General features: G+C 50.9%; 25 protein-coding genes and 1 other annotated feature. Of the genes, 2 read left to right on the top strand and 23 right to left on the bottom strand.

Going from position 1 to position 22,062, the window contains the following annotated elements; translation table 11 throughout:
• Positions 1 to 47: 47 nt before the first annotated feature.
• The 6 genes from GYMC10_RS10900 to GYMC10_RS10880 form a co-directional block, all read right to left on the bottom strand.
• A complete protein-coding gene (locus tag GYMC10_RS10900) occupies positions 48 to 710 on the bottom strand; it encodes a flagellar brake protein (protein WP_015734514.1) in 663 nt (220 codons plus the stop codon).
• Positions 711 to 921: 211 nt separating this feature from the next.
• Positions 922 to 2,271, bottom strand: coding sequence for a germination protein YpeB (gene ypeB, locus GYMC10_RS10895; RefSeq protein ID WP_015734512.1), 1,350 nt, complete (start codon positions 2,269 to 2,271; stop codon positions 922 to 924).
• 89 nt (positions 2,272 to 2,360) lie between these two features.
• Positions 2,361 to 2,507 (bottom strand): hypothetical protein, encoded by a 147-nt coding sequence (locus tag GYMC10_RS32510; protein ID WP_009595221.1) that lies wholly within the window; start codon positions 2,505 to 2,507, stop codon positions 2,361 to 2,363.
• A 72-nt stretch (positions 2,508 to 2,579) separates the two neighbouring features.
• Complete coding sequence (prsW, locus tag GYMC10_RS10890) at positions 2,580 to 3,275, bottom strand: glutamic-type intramembrane protease PrsW (protein ID WP_015734511.1); 696 nt, start codon at positions 3,273 to 3,275, stop codon at positions 2,580 to 2,582.
• 57 nt (positions 3,276 to 3,332) lie between these two features.
• Positions 3,333 to 3,944 carry a genetic competence negative regulator gene (locus tag GYMC10_RS10885; RefSeq protein ID WP_015734510.1) on the bottom strand — a complete coding sequence of 204 codons (612 nt, stop codon included), beginning with the start codon at positions 3,942 to 3,944 and terminating at the stop codon, positions 3,333 to 3,335.
• A gap of 201 nt (positions 3,945 to 4,145) precedes the next feature.
• Positions 4,146 to 4,517 carry a hypothetical protein gene (locus GYMC10_RS10880; protein WP_015734509.1) on the bottom strand — a complete coding sequence of 124 codons (372 nt, stop codon included), beginning with the start codon at positions 4,515 to 4,517 and terminating at the stop codon, positions 4,146 to 4,148.
• Between the two features lie 93 nt (positions 4,518 to 4,610).
• On the opposite strand from GYMC10_RS10880, the gene GYMC10_RS10875 reads away from it, so the two are divergent.
• On the top strand, positions 4,611 to 5,537 hold the full coding sequence (locus tag GYMC10_RS10875) for a polysaccharide deacetylase family protein (RefSeq protein WP_015734508.1): 927 nt from the start codon (positions 4,611 to 4,613) through the stop codon (positions 5,535 to 5,537).
• Positions 5,538 to 5,589: 52 nt separating this feature from the next.
• On the opposite strand, the gene GYMC10_RS10870 is transcribed toward GYMC10_RS10875, so the two are convergent.
• From GYMC10_RS10870 to GYMC10_RS10860, 3 genes are read right to left on the bottom strand one after another with little or no spacing between them, the layout of a single operon-like run.
• Positions 5,590 to 6,408 (bottom strand): metallophosphoesterase, encoded by an 819-nt coding sequence (locus GYMC10_RS10870; RefSeq protein WP_015734507.1) that lies wholly within the window; start codon positions 6,406 to 6,408, stop codon positions 5,590 to 5,592.
• Entirely contained in the window at positions 6,405 to 6,815 is a 411-nt protein-coding gene (locus GYMC10_RS10865) for a hypothetical protein (protein WP_015734506.1), read from the bottom strand. The genes GYMC10_RS10870 and GYMC10_RS10865 overlap by 4 nt, the downstream gene beginning before the upstream one ends.
• Entirely contained in the window at positions 6,802 to 7,401 is a 600-nt protein-coding gene (locus GYMC10_RS10860) for a CPBP family intramembrane glutamic endopeptidase (RefSeq protein ID WP_015734505.1), read from the bottom strand. Before GYMC10_RS10860 ends, GYMC10_RS10865 begins: the two co-directional genes overlap by 14 nt.
• A 225-nt stretch (positions 7,402 to 7,626) precedes the next feature.
• Positions 7,627 to 7,856: a binding site (T-box leader), on the top strand.
• Positions 7,857 to 8,048: 192 nt separating this feature from the next.
• Here GYMC10_RS10860 and serA point away from each other — a divergent pair.
• Positions 8,049 to 9,641, top strand: coding sequence for a phosphoglycerate dehydrogenase (gene serA, locus GYMC10_RS10855; RefSeq protein ID WP_015734504.1), 1,593 nt, complete (start codon positions 8,049 to 8,051; stop codon positions 9,639 to 9,641).
• A gap of 112 nt (positions 9,642 to 9,753) precedes the next feature.
• Here the strand turns inward: serA and GYMC10_RS10850 are convergent, their stop codons facing one another.
• The 14 genes from GYMC10_RS10850 to GYMC10_RS10785 form a co-directional block, all read right to left on the bottom strand.
• Positions 9,754 to 11,187 (bottom strand): ATP-binding protein, encoded by a 1,434-nt coding sequence (locus GYMC10_RS10850; protein WP_015734503.1) that lies wholly within the window; start codon positions 11,185 to 11,187, stop codon positions 9,754 to 9,756.
• A gap of 1 nt (position 11,188) precedes the next feature.
• Positions 11,189 to 11,905, bottom strand: coding sequence for a response regulator transcription factor (locus tag GYMC10_RS10845; RefSeq protein ID WP_009595176.1), 717 nt, complete (start codon positions 11,903 to 11,905; stop codon positions 11,189 to 11,191).
• Between the two features lie 100 nt (positions 11,906 to 12,005).
• A complete protein-coding gene (gene ccsB / locus GYMC10_RS10840) occupies positions 12,006 to 13,259 on the bottom strand; it encodes a c-type cytochrome biogenesis protein CcsB (RefSeq protein ID WP_015734502.1) in 1,254 nt (417 codons plus the stop codon).
• Entirely contained in the window at positions 13,246 to 14,949 is a 1,704-nt protein-coding gene (locus GYMC10_RS10835) for a cytochrome c biogenesis protein ResB (protein ID WP_041621967.1), read from the bottom strand. The genes ccsB and GYMC10_RS10835 overlap by 14 nt, the downstream gene beginning before the upstream one ends.
• Complete coding sequence (locus tag GYMC10_RS10830; protein WP_009595122.1) at positions 14,946 to 15,473, bottom strand: redoxin domain-containing protein; 528 nt, start codon at positions 15,471 to 15,473, stop codon at positions 14,946 to 14,948. The genes GYMC10_RS10835 and GYMC10_RS10830 overlap by 4 nt, the downstream gene beginning before the upstream one ends.
• 125 nt (positions 15,474 to 15,598) lie before the next feature.
• Positions 15,599 to 16,354, bottom strand: a complete 756-nt coding sequence (locus GYMC10_RS10825; RefSeq protein WP_009595165.1) for a pseudouridine synthase — start codon at positions 16,352 to 16,354, stop codon at positions 15,599 to 15,601.
• A 21-nt stretch (positions 16,355 to 16,375) separates the two neighbouring features.
• Positions 16,376 to 16,714, bottom strand: a complete 339-nt coding sequence (locus tag GYMC10_RS10820; protein ID WP_015734500.1) for a hypothetical protein — start codon at positions 16,712 to 16,714, stop codon at positions 16,376 to 16,378.
• 148 nt (positions 16,715 to 16,862) lie between these two features.
• Positions 16,863 to 17,396, bottom strand: coding sequence for a spore maturation protein (locus GYMC10_RS10815; protein ID WP_015734499.1), 534 nt, complete (start codon positions 17,394 to 17,396; stop codon positions 16,863 to 16,865).
• A gap of 6 nt (positions 17,397 to 17,402) precedes the next feature.
• Positions 17,403 to 18,035 carry a nucleoside recognition domain-containing protein gene (locus tag GYMC10_RS10810; RefSeq protein ID WP_015734498.1) on the bottom strand — a complete coding sequence of 211 codons (633 nt, stop codon included), beginning with the start codon at positions 18,033 to 18,035 and terminating at the stop codon, positions 17,403 to 17,405.
• A 59-nt stretch (positions 18,036 to 18,094) separates the two neighbouring features.
• Positions 18,095 to 19,279, bottom strand: a complete 1,185-nt coding sequence (locus GYMC10_RS10805) for a D-alanyl-D-alanine carboxypeptidase family protein (protein WP_015734497.1) — start codon at positions 19,277 to 19,279, stop codon at positions 18,095 to 18,097.
• A gap of 119 nt (positions 19,280 to 19,398) precedes the next feature.
• Complete coding sequence (gene ytfJ, locus GYMC10_RS10800) at positions 19,399 to 19,848, bottom strand: GerW family sporulation protein (protein ID WP_009595256.1); 450 nt, start codon at positions 19,846 to 19,848, stop codon at positions 19,399 to 19,401.
• Positions 19,821 to 20,501: a DUF2953 domain-containing protein gene (locus GYMC10_RS10795; protein ID WP_015734496.1), complete on the bottom strand. Its 681-nt coding sequence runs from the start codon at positions 20,499 to 20,501 to the stop codon at positions 19,821 to 19,823. The genes ytfJ and GYMC10_RS10795 overlap by 28 nt, the downstream gene beginning before the upstream one ends.
• A gap of 192 nt (positions 20,502 to 20,693) precedes the next feature.
• A complete protein-coding gene (gene scpB / locus GYMC10_RS10790; protein ID WP_015734495.1) occupies positions 20,694 to 21,299 on the bottom strand; it encodes an SMC-Scp complex subunit ScpB in 606 nt (201 codons plus the stop codon).
• Positions 21,268 to 22,059, bottom strand: coding sequence for a segregation and condensation protein A (locus GYMC10_RS10785; protein ID WP_015734494.1), 792 nt, complete (start codon positions 22,057 to 22,059; stop codon positions 21,268 to 21,270). The genes scpB and GYMC10_RS10785 overlap by 32 nt, the downstream gene beginning before the upstream one ends.
• Between the last annotated feature and the right edge of the window lie 3 nt (positions 22,060 to 22,062).

Here is a 22,062-nt window from a genome sequence, read left to right as displayed (position 1 = left end):
ACACAAAATTTTCCGCTAGTGTGCCACCGGCTTGTCCATTTTATGCATCAACGGTTGCGAAAATCAAACTGGCGCTCAAAGCAATAACGAATCAGCTTCTGACGCTCCATATCTACGATCTGATTAAACTTCAGCATGACGATGCTTCGATTGCCTGGCAGCTGCTTGACCCTGACAACTTCGCCTTCAAAAGGGACATGCTCCACCGATCCGTTCTTGAACGGAATAAGGATCCAGCAGCTTAACAAGCTCCCTTCCGCAAACGATTTGTCGGGTTCCAGGTAAAAGGATACCCCTCCTCCGCCGACATCATCGGTTTTGGTCAACAACCGCGTGCCGTCTTTGGCCATCACCGCTAACTCGAGCTCGGCTTGTACCCTCAGAAAGCTCCTTCTCTGCACCTTCGTGATCTGATCCGGCTCCGGCTTTTTGATGCGAACCAGGCGTATAACGTCTTCATGGTGACTCAGGACATAGGAATTGAAGAAGTTCTTGACTCCGCCCTCCGTCAAAAAATAAGCGGAAAGCTCGTCCCCAATATACAGCTTCTTCAGCCTCCCCGTTCCTTCCTGAAGCGGAACCTCCATATACATCGATTCGTCATCCATGTCGGAAATGCGGGATTTGTATACAATGCTGGCTTCCTTCTCATCCCCCGTATCCAACTGGATATAGAGGACGTCGTTGATCTTTGGATACAATGCGCTCACCCACTAATTCATCATAATCATTATTTTCCATTATATCACGGGATGAGCGGGACCATGGGATAAAATCTTCGAATCCGGTCGATTCATGTCTTTCCCCGGGATACAGATGTATTCCTTAGACACTATACTGGCTGCTTTGCAGCAGTTCTCCGCAAGCAAAAAAGCCGATTCAGGAAATCCCTGAACCGGCTTATATGACATCAAGAAACGGCTATTTAATTCCTGCCTGCGCATCCTTAACGACCTCGACCGTTTCTTCCAGGCCCGTATCCGCATTAATGTAAATCCGGTACTGCGAGCCGTTGATGCGTCCGCCGAACTCATAACACAGCACATCTTCGGAACGGTCGTTTTTGATTAAGGCCTTGCGGTGGTAGAGCACCTTGAATTCAGGGTTCAGAACCTTCTCCGCTTCGGCGAGGCTGAGCTTCGGCTGCGGGATATCGCGCTTCACCTGGTGCTCGTAAACAAAGTCGCTCGCCTGAAATCCGATGACCTCACCGTTATCCATCGCCGAGCGCACGGTGATTTTCTCAGGATAAATCAGCACGCCGTCCTCTTCGCGCACAAAAGAGAAGTTGGCCAGGTTATCGTATTGGTCGGCCGATACGACCGTCATGTCGGAATAGCCTTTTTTCGTCAGAAATTGCTGGGCTTTGTCGATGGCATCCTGAACGGATGCTCTCTTCGCTCCGACATTCCGTTCATCCGTGTAGGAGATCAGCTGGCCGCCTTTTTCGGTGAAATCCATGCTGAGCATATGGCCCTTCGGGTGTTTGACTTTGGCCGTGTAGGATACCCACTCGGTGCCGCTACCGTTCTTCGTCACTTGTACGTTGGCTTGATTGCCCGTGTCGGAGAATTTCAACGCTTTGCGCTTCACATCCTCCTCCGAGACCGGCATGCCTGCCAGCTGCTTCACGGAACGTCTGTCGTAAATGCTGCTTACCGACGGTCCCCAATCAAGCTCAGGGTAAGCCTCTACTTTTTTATCCACCGTTTTGAATCCGTCAATAATTGAGTTATCTTCGACTTTATTCGTAGCCAAGGCCGTTTCTACGTCCATCCAGCGCAGACTGTTAGCGATGACCTTGTTCTGCACATGCTGCAAATCCTTCGTGATTTCGCCGGAGTTGGCGTATAACGATTTCAACGTTTTGACTTCATTTTCGCTAAGCGGCTCCTTCGTTAAATCGCGCACGCCCGTCTTGTAGGCAAAATTCGATATCCGGGACAGGAACTCTTCGGTTTTGTTGAAAGGAAGCAGCGTTAGCGGCAGTTGGCTGATTTCGTTCTGGGCCTCGCTGGTCAGGCGCCATACATTCATCAGCCCCTTCCGGTGCATCCCTTGGGAAGTCGAGCTGACCGCAAGCGTATTGCCGAGCTCGGCATGAATCCTGTCCATATTGTACGACAAATCATGGAAAGCCCGTTGGTACTGGTTCTCGGCGTTAATCAATATGGCGTTCTTTTCTTTATTTTCTTGATATCCCCAAACCAGAGCCCCGATCAATAATATGGTGGCTACAGGAAACAGAATAGCGCTTAATCGTTTGTACATGATGCGATAGTCTCCTTTCTTCTACTCACTGCCGTTAGTTTGACTAGAAGAAAGAAGTCTTATGCATCCCTGGATCATTCCTTCATCAATTAGAAATCTTCCTCAATATCGAAGTGATCCCGGTTGTTGCACAGGCACTGCTTAAATCCGGTTTCGATCCGGCCCTGCTCCTTCTTTCCGCGCAATACGAATCGCTCACCGCAATCCTTGCAAAGAATTTTCACTTTTACACGCAAAAAAGGCACCTCCCTTTCTATGATTCCCTGGCTGTCAGCCAAGGTCTATAGAATGAAGTGTGCCCTGATTTGTTACGTATTAACCTCTTCCTCCCGTTTAATGAAGCGGAAAGGAGAGCGGTTGTTCGCTCTGGAGATTTTGCCCATGCCGCCATACCACAGCAGAACCATTAGCGGAACGATAAACCATACCCATGTGTGGATCAGCAAATTCAGAATCAGGTCATAAAGACCATGCCACATCCAAGGCAGAACCATGGACAGCACTAGGAAGAATCTTCTTCGTTTCCCTTCCGTGAACCTCGCATGTCCCATGTAGTATCCCATGATAACGCCAAACATTGCGTGTCCCGAAACGGGCAGCAGCGCCCGCATGAACATCGGGCCGAAGGCTGCCTGGCTGTACCAAGCGTAAAGTAAATTCTCTACCGTAGCAAATCCCAGCGATATCGCCACTGCATATAGTATGCCGTCATAAGGCTCGTCAAATTCCGTATGGTTAAAAATAATATGATACATCACGAACCATTTTAAAAATTCCTCAACGCCCGCCGAAACGAACAGTGAGTTGACTACCGGATTGTCGCCAAGCCATAGTATCATTCCCCGCTGCAAAATCATGACCGGGAAAACGATCAGAACCCCTAGCATGAACACTTTGATCACCATGTGCAGGGGTTCTTGATCATACCTGTCCTTCAGGTAAAAATACGTGAGCAATGCGAGTCCCGGCGCCAAAGCTGACGCAATGATCGAGAACACCAGCACTGAAATTCCCCTTCCGTTAGTTGCGGGCCTGAAGTCCGGCACGCACGCCCACATTGATTAATGCTGACGCTGGAAGTGTGTACAGATAACCTCAACCGCCTGCTGAGGCATCACTTTCTTCCCGTATTCCTCCAGCACAGCCTCCGTCACCGAAGAGGATTCGCCGAACTCGGCCAGCATTGCAATTATAGCCGGCAGCTTCTCGCTATCCAATTCCTCGGGCTCGAAGTACAAAAACCATTTATCCATATAGTGATAGAGCTTGCCCGCTCCGCCTACAAGGTCCTTCAACATATGCGATGCTTCAATGAGCACTTCAAAATCCTGAAAAACATAGACGATGGTATCACTTTGATCCAGCGTTACTTCCATTTCATAAATCTCGTCCGGCATATCTTCTTCGGACAAGCCGCCGAAATGATGATCGTATTTCCCTCTCGTCACAATAACCACCATGCCCTGGGCAGGCAGTGCAAACACCTCAACGGCAAGAGGTCCGGTGGCATCAAATCCGAGTTCACTGTATGCCTGATCCATCATCTCCGTAAACAGGTCATAAACTTTCGGTATTTCCTGCCACATCTCTTCCTTCTGGATCCCACGCTCACTCAGATCGTCAAACGTGAGGAAAATCCGTATCTTATCTTGACTCAAACGCTCTATTTTCATGACAGGATCCTCCTTACGTAAACAAAAGTTTATAACAAATTATGATGTCTGGATTATGACGTGATAAAAATGGTTTTATATAATTGATTTTATCATTTAATACCCACAAATGCACGTAAATATGTAGCTGAAGAAAAAAGAATCATTCACAGGGATTCGTGAGGCCGTTCCCCGAGAATGATTCAAAAAGGTTGATGCCGTTTACAAACCCGGTATGACGGTGTGGGTCTCTTTCAAAATCTGTTCGACTTCGGTCTTCACATCAGGGTTGTTTCGGATGAAATCCTTGACCTGCTTCAGGTTGGCAGCCTTCGAATGAGTCGATGCCTGTACCCCTGCAGTTCCATTGGAATGAGTGGAATCATGTCGGCCTGAACTGGGAGACACGCTTTCTCGGCTCGAGCCGCTAAACTGGCTCTTGTTGCCTTGAATTTTACTCATCGCGGTATTCGCAAACCGGCCAAGATTCGCGTCTTTCATCATCGAGGAGAAGAACATGCCGTTTTTCCGGGAAATCATCCGGGATGCCACGGCACCGATAATGACACCATATAGAAATGACGAAGTCTTCACAAATGATACCTCCTTCTATGATAAACTCGAGTTTATTGTTCTCGCACCGCCAGGAACTCATGCTACATAAATACAGGAAAGTGAGATGGAATCATGGTTAGAACACGAACAGTCCTTCTGTTGGCCTGCTGCCTGATGCTCAGTGCATGCGGCAGCAACGGCGCCGCTCAGAAGCAAGGCACGGCTATGGAAGGCGGTAATACCCAGACGACGCAGCAAAACGAATCCACCGGGCAGGTGTCCCCTCCGAAAGAAAACACCGATCCTTCGGCCGAACAGGACAAGTCTGAAGACCCGTCCAGCACGAGCTCGAGCAAATCCCCGGATTCCCCGGACCTGTCCGAAGAGGCCGTCAAGGATCCGGAAGCCGAGGCTCCGTCCGAGCCGAAATACCACATGAATAAGGTGTACCGAATCGTACCAAACGATGAATCCGTACACGAAAAGGTGGTGCTGCTTACATTTGACGACGGTCCCAAGGATGAAAAAATGATCAACCGCATGATCGATACGCTCGACAAGCATGAAGCCAAAGCCATTTTCTTCGTGAATGGATACCGCGCGAAGGAGCATCCCGAACTGCTGAAGCTGATCCATGACCGCGGTCAAATCATCGGCAATCATTCCTGGGATCATATCGACCTGAAAAAGGAAAGCAAACAGAAGGTCGAGAAACAGATCGGGGACGTCCAGAAGATCGTCAAGGAAGCGACGGGAGCGGAACCGAAGTTTTTCCGGCCTCCGTTCGGCTCCGGCGGAGATACCGTCAAGGAAGTCGCACTGGAGCATGACCTGCTGTTTATGACTTGGTCCAACGGTTCCCTGGATTGGGAAAGCAAAAACAAAAACAAACCCGATGCCGTTGTGAGCAACGTGCTCGAGCAGCTTCATCCCGGCAGCAATATTCTGATGCATGAGCTTCCGTGGACCGTCGAGGCCCTGGACACTTTGCTGACCAAGCTCGAGGCCAAAGGGTATGGATTCGTGGATCCGCAATGGATCGAGCCTAAAATAAGATAACCCGAAGAACCGGAAAAACCTTAATTCTGCCGTCAAACATCCGACGATCGAATTAAGGTTTTTTACGTAATGTAATCACATGATATTCCGCCGGACATTTCAAGCGCAGCGGAATATGGGAAGTGCCGAACCCCCGGCTGATCAGCAGCCTGGAGGAGTGGACAGACTCGCTTGCCTTCCTCGGCAGCGTATACCATCCGGATTTAAACTTCTTGTAAAAGCGCTCCAGACGAACCGCTCCGGCAATCGGCAGCACAATCTGTCCTCCATGGGTATGGCCTGCCAGCAGGAGATCCCCGTGCGTTTCTTCCTTGCCTTTGAGCCATATCGGATCGTGCACCAGAATAATGTGATACTGGTCTTCCGCTGCATTTCCCCGGAATTTCGTATACGGATGTTTCCTGCTTGCCGGCTGCCTAACTCCGCTAAGGACAAGACACTCGCCATCCCGCTTCAACGTGACGGTCTTGTCATTCAGCAGAATGACCCCGCTCTCCCGCAATACCTTGCGAACGGCGTCCTTGCCTGCATACAGGTCGTGATTTCCCAGTACGGCATACACGGGAGCGAGGCGGGCCAGAACCGACATGTTATGCCTCAACCGCTCAAAGGGCACCCCTTTTTCGGTAATATCTCCGCCCAGGAGCACGCAATCCACCGATGAGATATTGGATAATAGCTTCTCTTCAGACAGTTGTCTGCGATGTATGTCGGTGATGAACAGCATCCGAAACCCGTCAAACGACCGCGGAATACGCTCGGATACCACTTCCTCTTCACGCTGGCGATAGCCCCGGGCTTCAGCCCTCATCCAGCCGATTGCGCCTACACCGAGTGCCGCAGCACCCGCTATCCACATCAACACACTCATAATATCTCCTTTAACAATTCCCTTAATGGAGGCGCTCCGATAAGTCCCCACCACAGAAGACCTACCATTAACAATATGAAGATGACAATTAATGAGTTCACAAACCACTTGCTCATTCTTACGCGATAGGAGGAATATGTATTCGTTCGTTTAGGCGCCGAAACCTCTTCCTCTATCGGATTCTGGTTTGACCTTGTCGATCTGGACCGGCTTAATCCATTCGCCGCGCTGCCGCCCCGCGTCTTCGGTACCGCAGTGCTTGCGGGCGCTTGGGATTTAGATCGACTCCGATTCCCTTCTGCTTGCAGCGGCTTTTCCGCCGCTCTTTTTTCGGATTGAGCCGATGACTTGTTCTTCCGGCCTTTATTTCGGCCCTGATGCCGTTGCATTCTGCTAAGCTCGTTCATGTTCCTCTTTCCTCCGAAACCGTATCAACATTCCCGATATGAAATCTATCAGAAAATGGCACAGAATTGGCGCCCAAATGGTACCCGTTTGTATATAGACGTAGCCCAGACCGTAACTGCTCAAGAAAACCCATCCAGTCGGCAGCCAATGCTTTAAATATCGGACATGGATCAGCGCGAACAAGATGCTTGTCCAATACGGTCCGAACGCATGCTGTATCGCTCCGCGAAACAATAATTCCTCGCAGATGGACACGATCAGGGCGATAACGAATATATGCCAAACCGGCCTTTTCCTGAACAGCATTTCATTGATCCCGCCGTCGTCCATGCTATCCTCCGACACAAACCGGGACAATACAAAGTCCACTGCCAGCATCGCTGCGGCAAGTCCGAGACCCCAATAAACAAACTCGATTTCCTTCGGAAAAACAAATAATCCGAACGGATTCCGGTTCTGAAACAAAATCCAGATCAAACCGACGATAAGCGTCAACGCTTGCGTAAGATACAGATTGATGAGCAGCAGCCGATCGTTCAGCTGGTGGGCTTCGATTCTTTTAACGCGTATTTTAAATTTTTTCATAGAAGATGGGCCTGTCTTTCATCTTGATTTTTAAGATATCTTCGTGTACAACCACAGTAATATAAGTATAATTTAATCATAGGCGGGCATATGCATCATAGCAAATTAACGGCATGACATTCAAGGCTATCCCTCGTTTCTTCCCCTACATCTAGGCGGATGGCCAGAATAAACACCTATTGACACAATGTTAGAGCCATGATACATTATGAAAAAATTAATCTGTGAAAACCGATGACGGAAAAGAGAAACCGTAACGTCCTCAGAGAGCCGATGGTTGGTGCAAATCGGTGGCGTAAAGTATTCTTGAGCGTTCCTGAGATATTTCGCTGAAACTTGGAGTAGGCGCAAATCGGATGATATCCGTTACCAATCATGGTCTGAACAGACCGCTTGAGGCTGCCGCATCTTGGCAGCGAATAAGGGTGGCACCACGAATAACTCTCGTCCCTTACTACGGAGGTAGTATGCGGATTGAGAGTTTTTTATGTTCCTGTCTCTTTGCCACGACACCGCGTCAAACCTGTATAGACCTCTTGCAGCTTTATCGGAATCTCTGGTGTATAACGGAGCGCGCGCTAAGCGTAATCCTTATTCAATATTGCAGTACCGCATTTTATAGTGGATTTTAAGGAGGAAGAGAAACCATGTTTAAAGTATTGGTATCGGATCCGATCAGCGATTTGGGGATCCAGCAGTTAATGGACGCCGCCGATGTGCAGGTAGACAAAAAAACCGGGCTTAGCGAAGACGAGCTCACTGCCATTATCGGTGAATACGACGGACTCCTCGTTCGGAGTCAGACGCGCGTTACAGAACGCATCATGAATGCAGGAACCAATCTCAAGGTGGTTGGCCGTGCCGGCGTAGGCGTGGACAACATTGATCTTGAAGCGGCAACAAAGCGCGGGATCGTTGTTATCAATGCACCTGACGGCAACACGATTACGACGGCAGAGCATACGTTTGCTATGATGATTGCCCTCGCCCGCCACATCCCTCAAGCTTATGCCAAAACGGTAGGCGGAACCTGGGATCGCAAATCCTTCCTCGGCGTAGAGCTCCGCAACAAAACGCTGGGCGTTATGGGTATGGGACGGATCGGCAGCGAGGTGGCTAAACGCGCCAAGGCTTTCGGCATGAACATTCTGGCCTTCGATCCGTTCCTGACGGAAGAACGTGCGGATAAACTGGGCGTGAAGCTTTCCTCCGTGGATAACATTATCCGGAACGCAGACTTCATCACGGTTCATACTCCGCTTACGCCGGAGACGCGCCACATGATCGCCAGACCGCAATTCGAGGTCATGAAACGCGGCATGCGCATCGTGAACTGTGCCCGTGGCGGCATCATTGACGAGCGCGCGCTCGTGGAAGCCATCGATGAAGGCATTGTAGCCGGAGCCGCATTTGACGTATTCGAACATGAGCCGCCTGAAAGCGATCATCCGTTCCTGAACCATCCGAAGGTTATCGTCACTCCGCATCTGGGTGCATCCACTGTTGAAGCCCAGGAGAACGTTGCGATCGACGTTTCCGAGCAAGTGCTGCATATCCTGCGCAACGAGCCGTTTAAGAATGCGGTCAACTTCCCGCTTGTAGCTGCAAGCGTCATGAACAAGCTGCAGCCTTACTTCTCGCTCGGCGAGAAATTGGGCAGTGTAGCGGCCCAGATCACCGCACACGCGGTAAAGGAGATTCACGTCGACTATGCAGGCGAGCTGGCTGAAGTCGATACGCAGGCCCTGACCCGCTACATCGTGAAAGGTGTGCTGGAACGCCACCTCGGAAGCGAAGTGAACATTGTCAACTCCATGCATTTGGCGAAGAGCCGCGATTTGCATGTCGTTGTGTCGCAGACGCCAAAAACCAAAGACTTCACCAATCTCGTTACCGTTACGCTGAAAACGCAAAACGGCCTGGAACGAATCGTTGCGGGTACGCTTCTTCTGGGATACGGCGAACGAATCGTACGTCTGGATAAATTCCCTGTCGATATCTCACCGGAAGGCCATCTGATTCTGATCTCCCACAACGATAAACCGGGCATTATCGGACGTGTCGGAACCCTGCTCGGCGAGAACGATGTCAACATCGCCTCCATGCAGGTGGGACGTAAAGTGATCGGCGGCGAGGCCATCATGCTGCTGACGGTGGATAAAGACGTTCCTAAGGACGTTCTGATCAAGCTTACCGGCTTGTCGGAACTCAACACGGCGCAGCAAATCGCGCTAGGCTAAGCTTTAATCCAAGGGGTTAATCATTGTTCCACGTAGAACAAGATTAACCCCTTTATTTCAACAAAAAAACACGCTCCTTGCGAGCGTGTTTTGTCTTTTGCGCGGGCATTCCCTAGGATTCTGCCGCTTTTGTCGGGATCGTCATCGTAAACACGGTGCCTTTCCCCACTTCGCTTGTCGCGTTGATCGTTCCGTGGTGCGCGGTCACGATATTTTTCACGATGGCAAGGCCAATGCCGGTTCCCACCGTCTCCCCCCGCACACGCGCCTTATCGGCCTTGTAGAATCGTTCGAATACAAAAGGCAGGTCTTCCGGCGGAATGCCGACACCCTGGTCGCAAACCTTCACCTGGAGCGCCTCTGTGTTCGATAAGGCGATCCGGTCTGCCGTAATTTGAATTTTCTTGCCTGAAGGCGTATGACGGAAAGCGTTATCCAGCAAATTGGTCAGCACCTGTTCAAGCTTGTCTTCATCCGCCGCTTCGAGCTGAAGATTCGAATGGAGCTTGTTCAGCTGAAGATCGATATCCCGCTCTTTGGCACGAACCGCAAATTTACGGAATACCCGCTCGCACAATTCGCCTGCATCCATCTCCCGCAGGGATAACTCGGCATGCCCTGCCTCCATGCGCGTCAAATCAAGCAGATCCTTCACCAGACGCCCCATCCGCAGGGATTCCTCATGAATGACCTGTATAAGCTCCCTGCTCTCTTCGGGTGAAGCTGCCATGCCGTCCAGGAGCGCTTCGCTGTAACCCTGCATCATGGACAGCGGCGTCCGTATTTCGTGCGACACGTTGGCAATGAAGTCCGTCCGCATTTTTTCTAATGTAACCTGTTCGGTTATGTCCCTTAACACCACGACGGCTCCGCGGATCACGTCATCCGAATACAAGGGGGCCATATGGGCTGACCAGATTCCCTGCTTCACATGCAGATCGGCGCTTTGGTCCTTGCCTTCGTTGACGGTGGCGTAATATAGCTCGCTGAGCGGTTTTGGCATGACATCGGCCGCCCAGCCTCCGCCCTGAAGCTCATCGTCCCACTGCAGCCCTTTCCAGGTCTTCATGATTTCCAATCCCGGCGGGTTCACCAGGATGACCTGCCCGTGATTGTCAAACGTAATCACGGCGTCGCTCATGCTTCTCAGCACGCTGGACAGGTGCTCCTTCTCGTGGTTCAAATTGCGGATGTTCGTTTCCAGCTCCGCTGCCATATGGTTAAACGTATTGGCCAGCTCGCCGATCTCATCACTGGTCACAAGGTTCAACCGCGTGCCGTATTTCCCTTTACGGATATCGTTGGCTGCCTCAATGAGCTGCTGCATGGGCTGCGTAATTTTCGTAAGCAGGAACAACCCGAAAAAGGTGGTCATTGAAAAGCCGATAATGGCCACATAAGTAAATAAACGCTTGATGGCATCCGAATTCGCGAAGGTGGTATCGATATAAGGGAGCAAGAATAAACCGAGCGTCAGCAGTACGCACGCGACCAAACAGGTTATCGTAATCCACAGCTTGCCGACAAGTGATCTCCAAAAACTCACGTTACTTCGGTACCTCCAGCTTGTAGCCTACTCCCCATACGGTCGTAATCATCGCTGCGGACTCCGCGGATACCTTATTCAATTTTTCGCGCAGACGCTTCACATGGGTATCGACCGTGCGAAGATCGCCAAAAAACTCGTAATTCCAAACATCCTTCAGCAGCTCTTCCCGCGAGAACACTTTGTCCGGGGATGAGGCCAAATAGTGCAGAAGTTCGTACTCCTTCGGCGTCAGGCTGATTTCATGCCCGCCGGCCGTCACGCGGTGGGCATCGTGTTCAATGATCAAGTGAGGGAATACGATGCTGTTGCTTGGATTCGGTTCCTTGCTCAGATAAGCCGTGGCGGACGAACGGCGCAATATGGCTTTAACGCGATAGATCACCTCGCGAGGACTGAACGGTTTCACCACATAATCGTCGGCGCCCACCTCGAATCCCTGGACCCGGTTAATCTCCTCGCCTTTGGCGGTCAGCATCAGGATCGGCGTAGACTTTACCTGACGAAGGCGAGTGCATACTTCAACGCCGTCCATGCCGGGCAGCATGACATCCAGAATAACGAGCCCGTAATCCTCCGAGCTTGCTTTGCGAAGAGCGGTCTCCCCATCCTCCGCCTCCTCGATTTCATATCCTTCCTTCTCCAGATACATTTTCAACAAACGGCGAATCCGTTCCTCATCATCAACAACAAGAATGCGATTTCCGTGCTCAGACATTGGCAGCCAACTCCTTCGTTTTTATAGGGAAAATCAGAAGTGGCCCTCTTGATTAAGAAAGGGCCCTTCTGATTGTTAATTCACATCTATTCAATTGCCATTAGTCGGTGCCTGCATAGGAATGCAGACCCGCGATAATCAAGTTGACGCCGACCAGCGTGAACATGACCACGATAAAGCCGATAACGGACAGCCAGGACGAATATTTACCCTGCCAGCCGCGCGATAGCCGGAGATGAAGGTACACGCTGTAGAACAACCAAGTAATAAGCGCCCATACTTCCTTCGGATCCCAGCCCCAGAACCGGCCCCATGCAATCTCTGCCCAAATCATGGCGAAGATGAGACCGCCAAGCGTAAATACAGGGAAGCCGATCGCGATGGCTCGATAACTGATTTCGTCCAGATCATCCGGATCCAGTCGATGGAGTGCGGGCTGAATGAATTTAGCCAGCGGTTTGCGCAGGATCAGGCGGAGCAATCCGTAAAGGATCAACCCGGTGACCAGCGACCATACCACCGTATTCAGCTTGCGTCCTGCATTCACGCCGTGCATCCAGGACGGAGCTTCCATGAGCGGGGATTTCATGCCCAAGAAAGACTGCATGCTCTCGGTCTCGCTCTGGTAAGGCGCGATTAGCGGAGGCATGTTATATTCCACTTTTACTATTGTACTATTTTCTGTCTTCGGGTCAACCAATGTCTGGTTAAACTCCGCCTGATAACCGCCTGCACGGAAGCTGTACACCGACAAAATAAATCCGAGCAGCACCACGATGGCAAACATGACGAGCTCAAGCCAGCGCTGTTCCCTGCGCGAGCCCTTGTCCGTTCCGCCAAAGTTAACGGTCCGGAGCAGATGCATCAAGCCGGCAATAAAGCCGACCGCAAAAAACGCATCCCCCAGTGCCGCCAATGTAACGTGGATACCCAGCCAATAGGACTGAAGCGAAGGAATGAGCGGCTGCACCTGCTGCGGGAACACGGCGGCATAGGCCATGATCAGGATTGCCAGCGGCAGTGCAAACAATCCGAGCAGTGATTTTTTGTAGATAAAATAAAGTACGAGGAAGGCAATCATGATTGCCATCGACAAGAAGGACATGAACTCATACATATTGCTGACCGGCACATGCCCCGAGCCCGCCCATCTAGTAAAGAAGTACAGCAAGTGTCCGATCAAACCGATCGTTGTCGTAACAAATGCGATCTTGCCCCACTTCGCCAAATGGGCTTCCGGGTCGCGTTTGCGGAACCGGCGTCCCATGACGGCAAGTGCGTACATGATAAATGCCACGCAGTATAAGGTAAAGGCAACGATAAATGCGTCGCCGCTGAAATCAATTAGATTCATGCTTAGTCCCCCTGTTATTCTCCAATGACTTTTCATCGACTTCGATATTCATTTGCTTGAGGATTCCGGAGATCTCCTTGCGAAGTCCAAACCAGTTCTTGTTCGTATGCGCGCCCAGCGTCAGCGTTCCGTTATCAATACGCAGCCAGATCCGGCGATGGGTGAAATAAAAGCCCATGACCAGGCCGATCATACCGATGAAACAACCAACCCAAATGAACGGCATGGCTTTATCCACACGAATATTCAGATAAGTCGTCGATTCCGAAAAGTCCACATCATCCATGCTGAGCACATCCAGTTTTACGAGTGCTTCCCCACCCGCCAGCTGCGCATTGATCGCTTCCTGATTGAAACGTTCCTTATCGATCTGTTTAGGGAAGTAGAAGTACTGAACGCCTTCCTTCGGCAAATCAGGCCCCTTAATCAGAAATAAGAATGCAGGCGCATTCGGGTTAGGTGACAGGTTGACCGGCTTGCCGTTATCGCCCAGCCCAAAATCGGTAAAGGACTGTGTAAGCGTTAACGTATATTCCCCTGCCTGATACTCTCTTTGGGGATCGTTGATGGACAGCGTGATTTTGCCGTATTCCTTACCGCTCTTGCTATCAATCAGCACCGGCGAAACCGTACGGAGAATCGGGGTCAGATCATAATCGAATTGATAAGCCTTTAACCCTTTGTAATTGAGCGGATGGTTCACCTCGATGTTATGGCGCGTCAATTCCACGAGCTGAGGCTCTTTATCGAGATCGTCGCAATTGGCCTCGCACATATACAGGATGGCCTGGGTTTGGAATTCCTTCGGCAGCACCTTGTTCTTGCCTTTGAATTCTTCAGGCATATCGTCCTCGGTATAGAATTCAACCTTAAAGCCGTCGTTCAATAAATAGTAGCTGGTGTTCTTGATGTGCACCGGCTCATCCTGAGGAAAGGCCATATGCTCGTCCATATGCAGTCCCGGCAGGTTCCGTCCCAAAACAGCGAGAAGGAAGATAATCAGGCCGATATGAAGAACATAGGGGCCCCAGCGGCTGAACCGCTGCTTCTCTGCCAGAAGCGTCCCGCCGTCCGTTCGAACGCGATAGCCCTTTTTCTTAATGATCGGCTTAATCCGCTCAACCCAGTCGGCCCCGTCCTCTTGGACTTGTCCTTGGTATACCACCTTCTGGCGGGTAAGGAAGGACATATGCTTCGGAATCCGTTGTCTGCTGAGCGCTTTGTAGAGCGGCAGGACACGGTCAAGACTGCAAATGACAAGCGATGCGCCGATCATGACGAGCAGCAGAACGAACCACCAAGACGTATATGTATGTGACAGCCCGAGCAAGTAATAAATATGCCCCAGCTGTCCGTACTCCTCTTTGTAGTAGACAGAGGGGTCAATGTTAAGGAATGTGCTCTCCTGCGGAAAGATAGTCCCCAGCGAGGAGCCGATCAAGGTTAGCAATATGAGATATATTGCTACTTTTACCGAAGAGAAGAAATTCCATACCCGATCGATAATACCGGGATTTTCTTTCTGCGATCGACGGGCAACGCCGTCATACCGCATTTCCAGAATCGGCTGGGCCTCCGCTTCCTCGGTCAGCGGCTTGCCGCAAGCCTCGCAGAGGACCGTCCCCGTTGGATTCTGGTGACCGCAATCACACTTCGTATTCTGGATCAAAGGCTTGGAACCTTGACTCATTTCGCATTCACCAACTGTTCAATTTGTTTGTCAAGGGTGTTCAAATCCAGTTCGCCTATGCGAATATGGTCAATCTTGCCGGAGGCCGTAACAAAAAAGGTGGTTGGCATCGGCCCAACCCCGAAGCTGGCAACAGCGTTCCGCTTGGGATCCATCAGGATGGGGAATTTCACGCCGGTTTGAGCAACAAAATTCTCTACCGTCATTTTGTTCTCGCCCACATTGATTCCGATAATCTCAACGCCCTGGCTGCTCCATTTTTCCCACTGGGCTTGAAGTGCCGGCATTTCCCGCACGCACGGCGGACAGTAGGTGCCCCAGAAATTAATAACCCTGGCCTTGCCTTCGTATTCACTCATGGTATGTACGTTGCCATCCATGCCTAGAAGTTCGAAATCCGCTGCCTTTTGCCCTACTTTGGGAACCTCATCAGAGCCGAATACAACGGTTGCAACGGCGTACACTCCGATCAGGATGATGGCAAGCAGAATAACAATTTGTACGCTTTTCTTAGATTTGCCCATAAAGCAGCAGCTTCCTTTCTATGACATTCATCATATCGCATACTACGGGTGTGAACATCCTATGAACAATTATAACGAAATTTGTCATAAACGCCGCTCGCCATTTTGAATATTATGTGTCGGGTTTAACGTTTTTTCTTCGGTTTCCCGCCCGGCTTTGCGGCTTTCGCCATCTGCAGGAGCTGGTTGATTTCGTCCGCCGTCAAATGGCGGTACAAGCCCCGCTTTAAATTTTGCAGCAGCAGATCCCCGTAAGATATCCGCTTCAATCTCAATACCGGATGGGAAATCGCTTCGAACATCCTTCTCACTTGACGGTTGCGGCCTTCATGAATCGTGATCGAAATAACGGATTGTTTATTGTCCGGATCCACGTCCTTATATTCCACTTCCGCGGGAGACGTCATGCCGTCTTCCAGCATAATCCCTTGACGAAGCTTGTCCAGCTCGGTGCCGTGGGGCACCCCTTTCACGGTAGCCAAATAAGTCTTGGGCACATGGTATTTGGGGTGGCTGAGCAGATTGGCAAACTCCCCGTCGTTGGTCAGGAGCAAAAGCCCCTCCGTATCGTAGTCCAAACGTCCAATCGGGTATACCCGCTCTTTAATGCCTTTGAGATAATCCGATACAATTTTACGGCCTTCGGGATCGGAAGCGCTTGTAATGACTCCCTTCGGCTTATTCAGCATGACATATACCTTTTTTTCATTCTTAATCGGTTTGCCTGAAACCGTAATGATATCCTGGGCTGGATCGGCCTTCGTGCCGAGCTCGGTAACGGTCTCCCCGTTTACCTGCACCTTGCCTTCAAGAATCAATTCCTCGCACTTTCGGCGGGAAGCGACTCCGGCCTGTGCCATAATTTTCTGTAATCTCTCCATGTTCGTTAGGTCACCTCATTCCTAATGATAACCATCGACAGGATAAATCACAAGCGCGTTCCATGGAAAATGTGCCCCTGGGCAGGAGTCGGAGTGGGGAAATAAGTACAGCGGGGAAATATCATGGAGTCTGGACAGCTCCAAAATGATTTTGCTGGCGGTAAACAGCTGCGTTTTCTGGTCCAGCGTCATCGACTCGTAGCTGGCATTGAAGTCGCCCTCCAGACAGATGTGGATCTGCCCCGGTTGGACCAGCACGGAAGAAGCGGACACGGAGCCGTCCGGATGGATCTTAAAATCCCAGTTCCGCGGTTCCTGCGCGCACACGGTATGATGAATAACAAAACCCTCGATTTCCATTCCATCACCCCTACTACAAATTGTGATTGCAGCAGTATATGACATGGCGGAATCAAGGGTATAGGCATACGTCCTGTTACATTGAAAAAACGCACCTTCTTACTATATGCCTTGCTTTTGGCTTTCTGACAGTCGTCGATGAAATCAATTAACCGAACACCAGCAAGCAGACGGCAATCGCCGCAATAAACCCGACCAAATCGGAGAACAGTCCGACCTTCAACGCATAGCGGCCATTGCGGATGCCCACGGCGCCAAAATAGACGGTCAACACGTACAAGGTTGTGTCCGTGCTTCCCTGTATGGTCGAAGCGATTCGGCCGATCATCGAATCCGGTCCGTATGCGCGGATCAGCTCCGTTGTGTAAGCGAGGGAGCCCGTACCTGTCAGTGGCCGTAATATTCCCAAAGGCAGTATCTCGCTCGGTACGCCGAGCGATTGCAGAAAAGGGCCCGTCCAACCGACAAAAAACTCCAGGGCGCCGGAAGAGCGGAATACGCTTATGGCTACCATCATGCCGACCAAATGCGGAATGATTCCGATCGCCGTGGAGAAGCCGTCCTTGGCTCCGTCCACAAACGATTCGTATACGGGCACTTTGCGCGTATAAGCATAAAGAGGAATAAATGCGATAATAATGGGTATTGACCAGGCGGAAACGATATTAATCCAAGACAGCAAGACTCATCACCCCTTCACGTCCGGGTTCAGGCCTGTACCGATTCCGGGCGGCTTCTGGCGGCGCATCGTTCGTCTGCGATACCATCGGTCGGCGATAATTGCCGCGGCCGTCGCAATCGCAGTGGCCAATAGCGTGGTTCCGACGATTTCCGAAGGATTGGCAGATTCATAATTAAGCCGGATCGCGATCAGCGTTGTCGGTATCAACGTAATGCTGGCCGTGTTTAACGCCAGGAGCGTGCACATCGCCGGAGATGCCGTTTCCTTATCCGGATTCAATTTCTGAAGCTCCTGCATCGCTTTGATTCCCATCGGGGTCGCCGCATTGCCCAGACCGAACAAATTGGCGCTCATATTGGACAATATGTATCCCATTGCGGGATGATTTTTCGGTACATCCGGGAACAGGAAGCGGACAACCGGCCCCAGCAGCCTGGCCACTTTTTTCAGCAGACCCGAGTCCTCTGCGAGCCGCATCATGCCAAGCCAGAATACCAGTATGCTGATAAGACCGAAGGAGACGGTCACGCCCGTTTGGGCTCCGTCGAATGCGGCTTTCGTGACGCTGTCGATGTTCCCGTTGACGGCCGCAAAACCAAACCCGATCACAATCATCCCCATCCAAATCAAATTGATCATCTCTTCGCCCCCGTTTTGCTGCCCCGCTGTTATGAGAATACACGATTCTTTAGCGAAGGCTAGTTATGTGCGCCCCTGAACAGATGCCGGAGCACTTCTCCTGCAGACTGCCAAAGCGACAAGGAACCGACGGGTCCCAGAGCGCTCCTGGACTTTTGCAAGGCCTCAGGGGCTTCAGGAAGTTTGCTTCCTTCCGCGTAGACCGGAACCTTGCCGATGCTGACATTATCGAGCAGCAGCTCAATATGCCCCCGCAGCCCAAAAGACAAGTCGGGCGTGCTTGCTTTATGCAGGACCAGTCTCTTCACCAGGCGCGCTTCCTCATCATGCGCGAACGCATAAGTGAAGGAACTGCCCGTGACGAGCGGATAACCCTGGATTTTCTGTCCCTTTTCCGTGACCTTTTTCAGTGGAAAATGAGCAAAGCCATAATCCAGCATGTTGGAATGGTCGTTCCAATCGTTGCCGTCATTCAGCGTTACCGCTGCGATTTGCTGACCGTTACGAGTAGCGGAGCTCACCAGGCAGCGGAATGCTTTTTTGGTGTAACCCGTTTTGACGCCGTCCGCCCCTTCGTAGAAGCGCAGCATTTTGTTTTTGTTGTCCCATTTGTAGTCCCATGCTTCATTCGGGTTGGGCGCTTTCTTGGTAGGGGTTTTGACGATCTCGCTAAAGACCGGATTCTTGAGGGCATATGCCGTCAGTTTGGCTACGTCATGCGCTGACGAGTAATGTTCGTCGTGATCCAGTCCATGCGGATTCATAAAATGCGAATTCGTCATGCCGAGCGAGGCGGCCTTCTCGTTCATCAATAACACAAAGCCTTCTTCCGTACCGCCGACATGCTCCGCAATGGCCGTGGCGGCATCGTTGCCGGAGCGCAGCATCAAGCCGTACAGCAGATTCTCAAGGGTCATCTCCTCGCCAAGCTTCAGGAAGATCGAGGAGCCCTCTTTGGCAAAAGCATTCTTGGAGACTTTGACGCGATCATCCAGCTTGCCGTGTTCAATGGCCACGATGGCGGTCATAATCTTGGTCAAGCTGGCGATTCTTAAACGCTCGTCCCCGTTCTTGCTGTACAGCATTCTCCCGGACGTCACGTCAATCAGCGCAGCTGCCTGTGCATGATTGGACGGGCCTTGCTCGTGATCTGCATGTACAGGGACAGCCGTAACCAGCAAGCAGCATATGGCGATCAACATGGATAACATAGACTTGCGGTTCGTCCATTTCATTTTCATCATTTTATCCTCCGGTGTTCAGAAATCTTGTACAAGTATATGTCGTCCTCGCTGAAGGTATGTCCATTTCATTGCAGCAAAAATCCCTTCCGTCATGAACGAAAGGGATCTGCCTGCTTCAATCAGTATGCCGGCGGAGGCGTCGTGCTGCCTGCGGCATTGCTTCCCGATTGAAACATCGACTGGATTTGATCGAGTAAATACGGGGTCGCATCGATAATCCGTTCAAACAGATGTGTCTGGTTGTCCAGCGGAACGATGTGCACGCCTTCTTTACCCACGACCAGGAAAGCTATCGGCCGAATGGACACGCCACCGCCGCTGCCGCCGCCAAAAGGAAGGGCATTATGGTCGGTATGCGTCCCGTTAGCGGTATTATGGTGTGTGCCGCCTGCTTCAACGTTGTAGTCGCTCCCGCCCGCTGCAAAACCAAACGCCACCTTACTGATTGGCAAAATGACGCTGCCGTCAGGTGTATTCACGGGGTCGCCTACGATCGTATTCACGTCCACCATTCCCTTGATGTTCTCCATAGCCGTTTGCATCAAGCCTTGAATAGGGTGTTCTGCCATGATCTAACTCCTCCTTTCACCTTTAACACGCGAACTATAAGTACCAGTCCAGCATACATAGCTTTTCCGCAGGAGATTTTCGCTATGCAGCAAAGCTCTGTGGAAATTTGCGGCGGACCGTTAAAGACCGGTACCACCTGGATTTCCGGCAGCTCATCCATAATCAGCCGGTACGACATCCAACCCATAATGGTATGCTTAACAGCATGAAGCAATCCGGTTGCAACCGCGGTATCGGCCGCATGCTCCAAGGCAATCCGGGTTGACCAGTGCACATCCATGAGATGAACGGCCGCCATCGTTTGCCTTGCCCACTTTTTAAATCCCTTCGTAGTCAGCAAGACCCGCACATAGTCCCTGTATCGTATGGTTCGTCTTGAAGTTTCTTTGTTTTCTTTAGAACCGAGCTCAGTCCCCTCGTCCACGGGAACGGTCTCTTTTTTATACTCAATGCCACCGTTGGCCAAATGAAAGGGAACTTCGTATTTGCGCGTGATCCATCCAAAAAGCATTTTCATTTCCGCCAATACTTTATATTCATTTTTTCTTAGAACCACATCCAGCTTTATCGTGACCTTCGAGCTTAGCACAACGATCAGCAATACGATAAAGAGAACGACCAGACCGACCGCAAGAAAGATCCATATCCTCACGAAGTAACCCCCAAAACGAACTTAGTAAAATGTAATCCGCTTGGCTTAGTATGGCAAAAGGGTCTCCAAATGATGCGAAACTGCTCCGATCCTCTGCTTTCATATGCCGGAACGACAAAAAAAGGTCCCGGACGCGGATTATCCACGCTCAGGACCCATTTCTCAAATGAAGCATTATACAATATAATGTGGCTAGCTTTCCTCCACATCATCAAACGTAAGCTGTTGTCCGTCAAGCTTGTCGAATAACAGCTGCGTTTCCTCTTCCAATGAATCGTTATCCTCGAATTGCGACGGCTCCGGCAGATCCTTGATGTTCGCAAGTCCGAAATAATCCAGAAACGATTTGGTCGTTCCATACAGAATCGGTCTGCCAATCGCCTCCGCGCGTCCGACTTCTTCAATCAACCCTTTGCTTACCAGCGTATGGATGGCTCTTTCGGACTTGACGCCGCGAATGTCTTCAATCTCCACCCGCGTAATCGGCTGCCGATAGGCCACGATGGAAAGCGTCTCGAGCGCGGCTTGCGACAATGAGGAGCGTGAAGGCGAATACGCCAGACGTTCGAAATACGGGGCGTGCTCGGCCAGCGTCGCGATTTTGTAGCTCCCTGCAATCTGCACGATCTGAATTCCCCGTTCATATCGCTCCCATTCTTCCTTCATATCCTCCAGCGCTTCGCCAACGAGGCCATCCGATTGCTCGGTGATTTCAGCAATTTGCTTTACCGACAAGCCCTCTTCTCCCGCCAAGAACAGAAGCCCCTCAATAATCGATTTCAGCTTCGGATAATCCATCAATGCGTTCTTCCCCTCTCCACTCCATGACGATATCTTCAAACAATTTCTCTTGGTAGCACAGGATTTGCTTCATCTTCATCAGCTCCAAGATAGCCAGAAAGGTCACCACGATTTCATGGCGCTCCATCTCCTCGTGCAGCAGCTTGGAGAACAGAATCCGGCCTCCCGGCCCGACCTGCTCCAGAGCGTCCATCACCTGCCGGATCCGGTCCTTAACCGATATTTCATCCCGCTGGATGCGGGCATACGATGTCCGTTTGACGGCTTTGCTTAACGCTTTTTGAAAAGCTGCGATTAAATCCGAGATATGTAATCCCTGAACCGGGTTCTCTTCCACTTCCGGCATGTAAGGAGTCAGGTCCTCCGCTTCCTTGGAGTAAATCATGCTGCGTTCCCATTCCTTCTCATGCAGATGACGGGCGATTCCTTTGTACTTGCGGTATTCGATCAGCTTCGCGATGAGTTCCGCTCTCGGATCCATGTCATCCTCTTCAAAAAAATCGAACTCGTCCATTTCGATAACCGGAGGCTTCGGAAGCAATAGCTTGCTCTTTATAGACAGCAGCGTTGCAGCCATCACCAGAAATTCGCTCGTAATTTCCAGTTCCAGCTCCTGCATGTTGTGCAAATAGGCCATGTATTGTTCGGTAATCTCGCTGACGGGAATATCCTGGATGTCGATTTCCGCTTTATCAATCAAGTGCAGCAGCAGATCGAGCGGTCCTTCAAACGTTTCCAGCTTGTATAATACGGTCACGGT

Source organism: Paenibacillus sp. Y412MC10 (assembly GCF_000024685.1).
GTDB lineage: Bacteria > Bacillota > Bacilli > Paenibacillales > Paenibacillaceae > Paenibacillus_AQ > Paenibacillus_AQ lautus_A.
The sequence above is the reverse complement of the archived record's forward strand: the minus strand, read 5'-3'. Positions and strand labels throughout refer to the sequence as shown.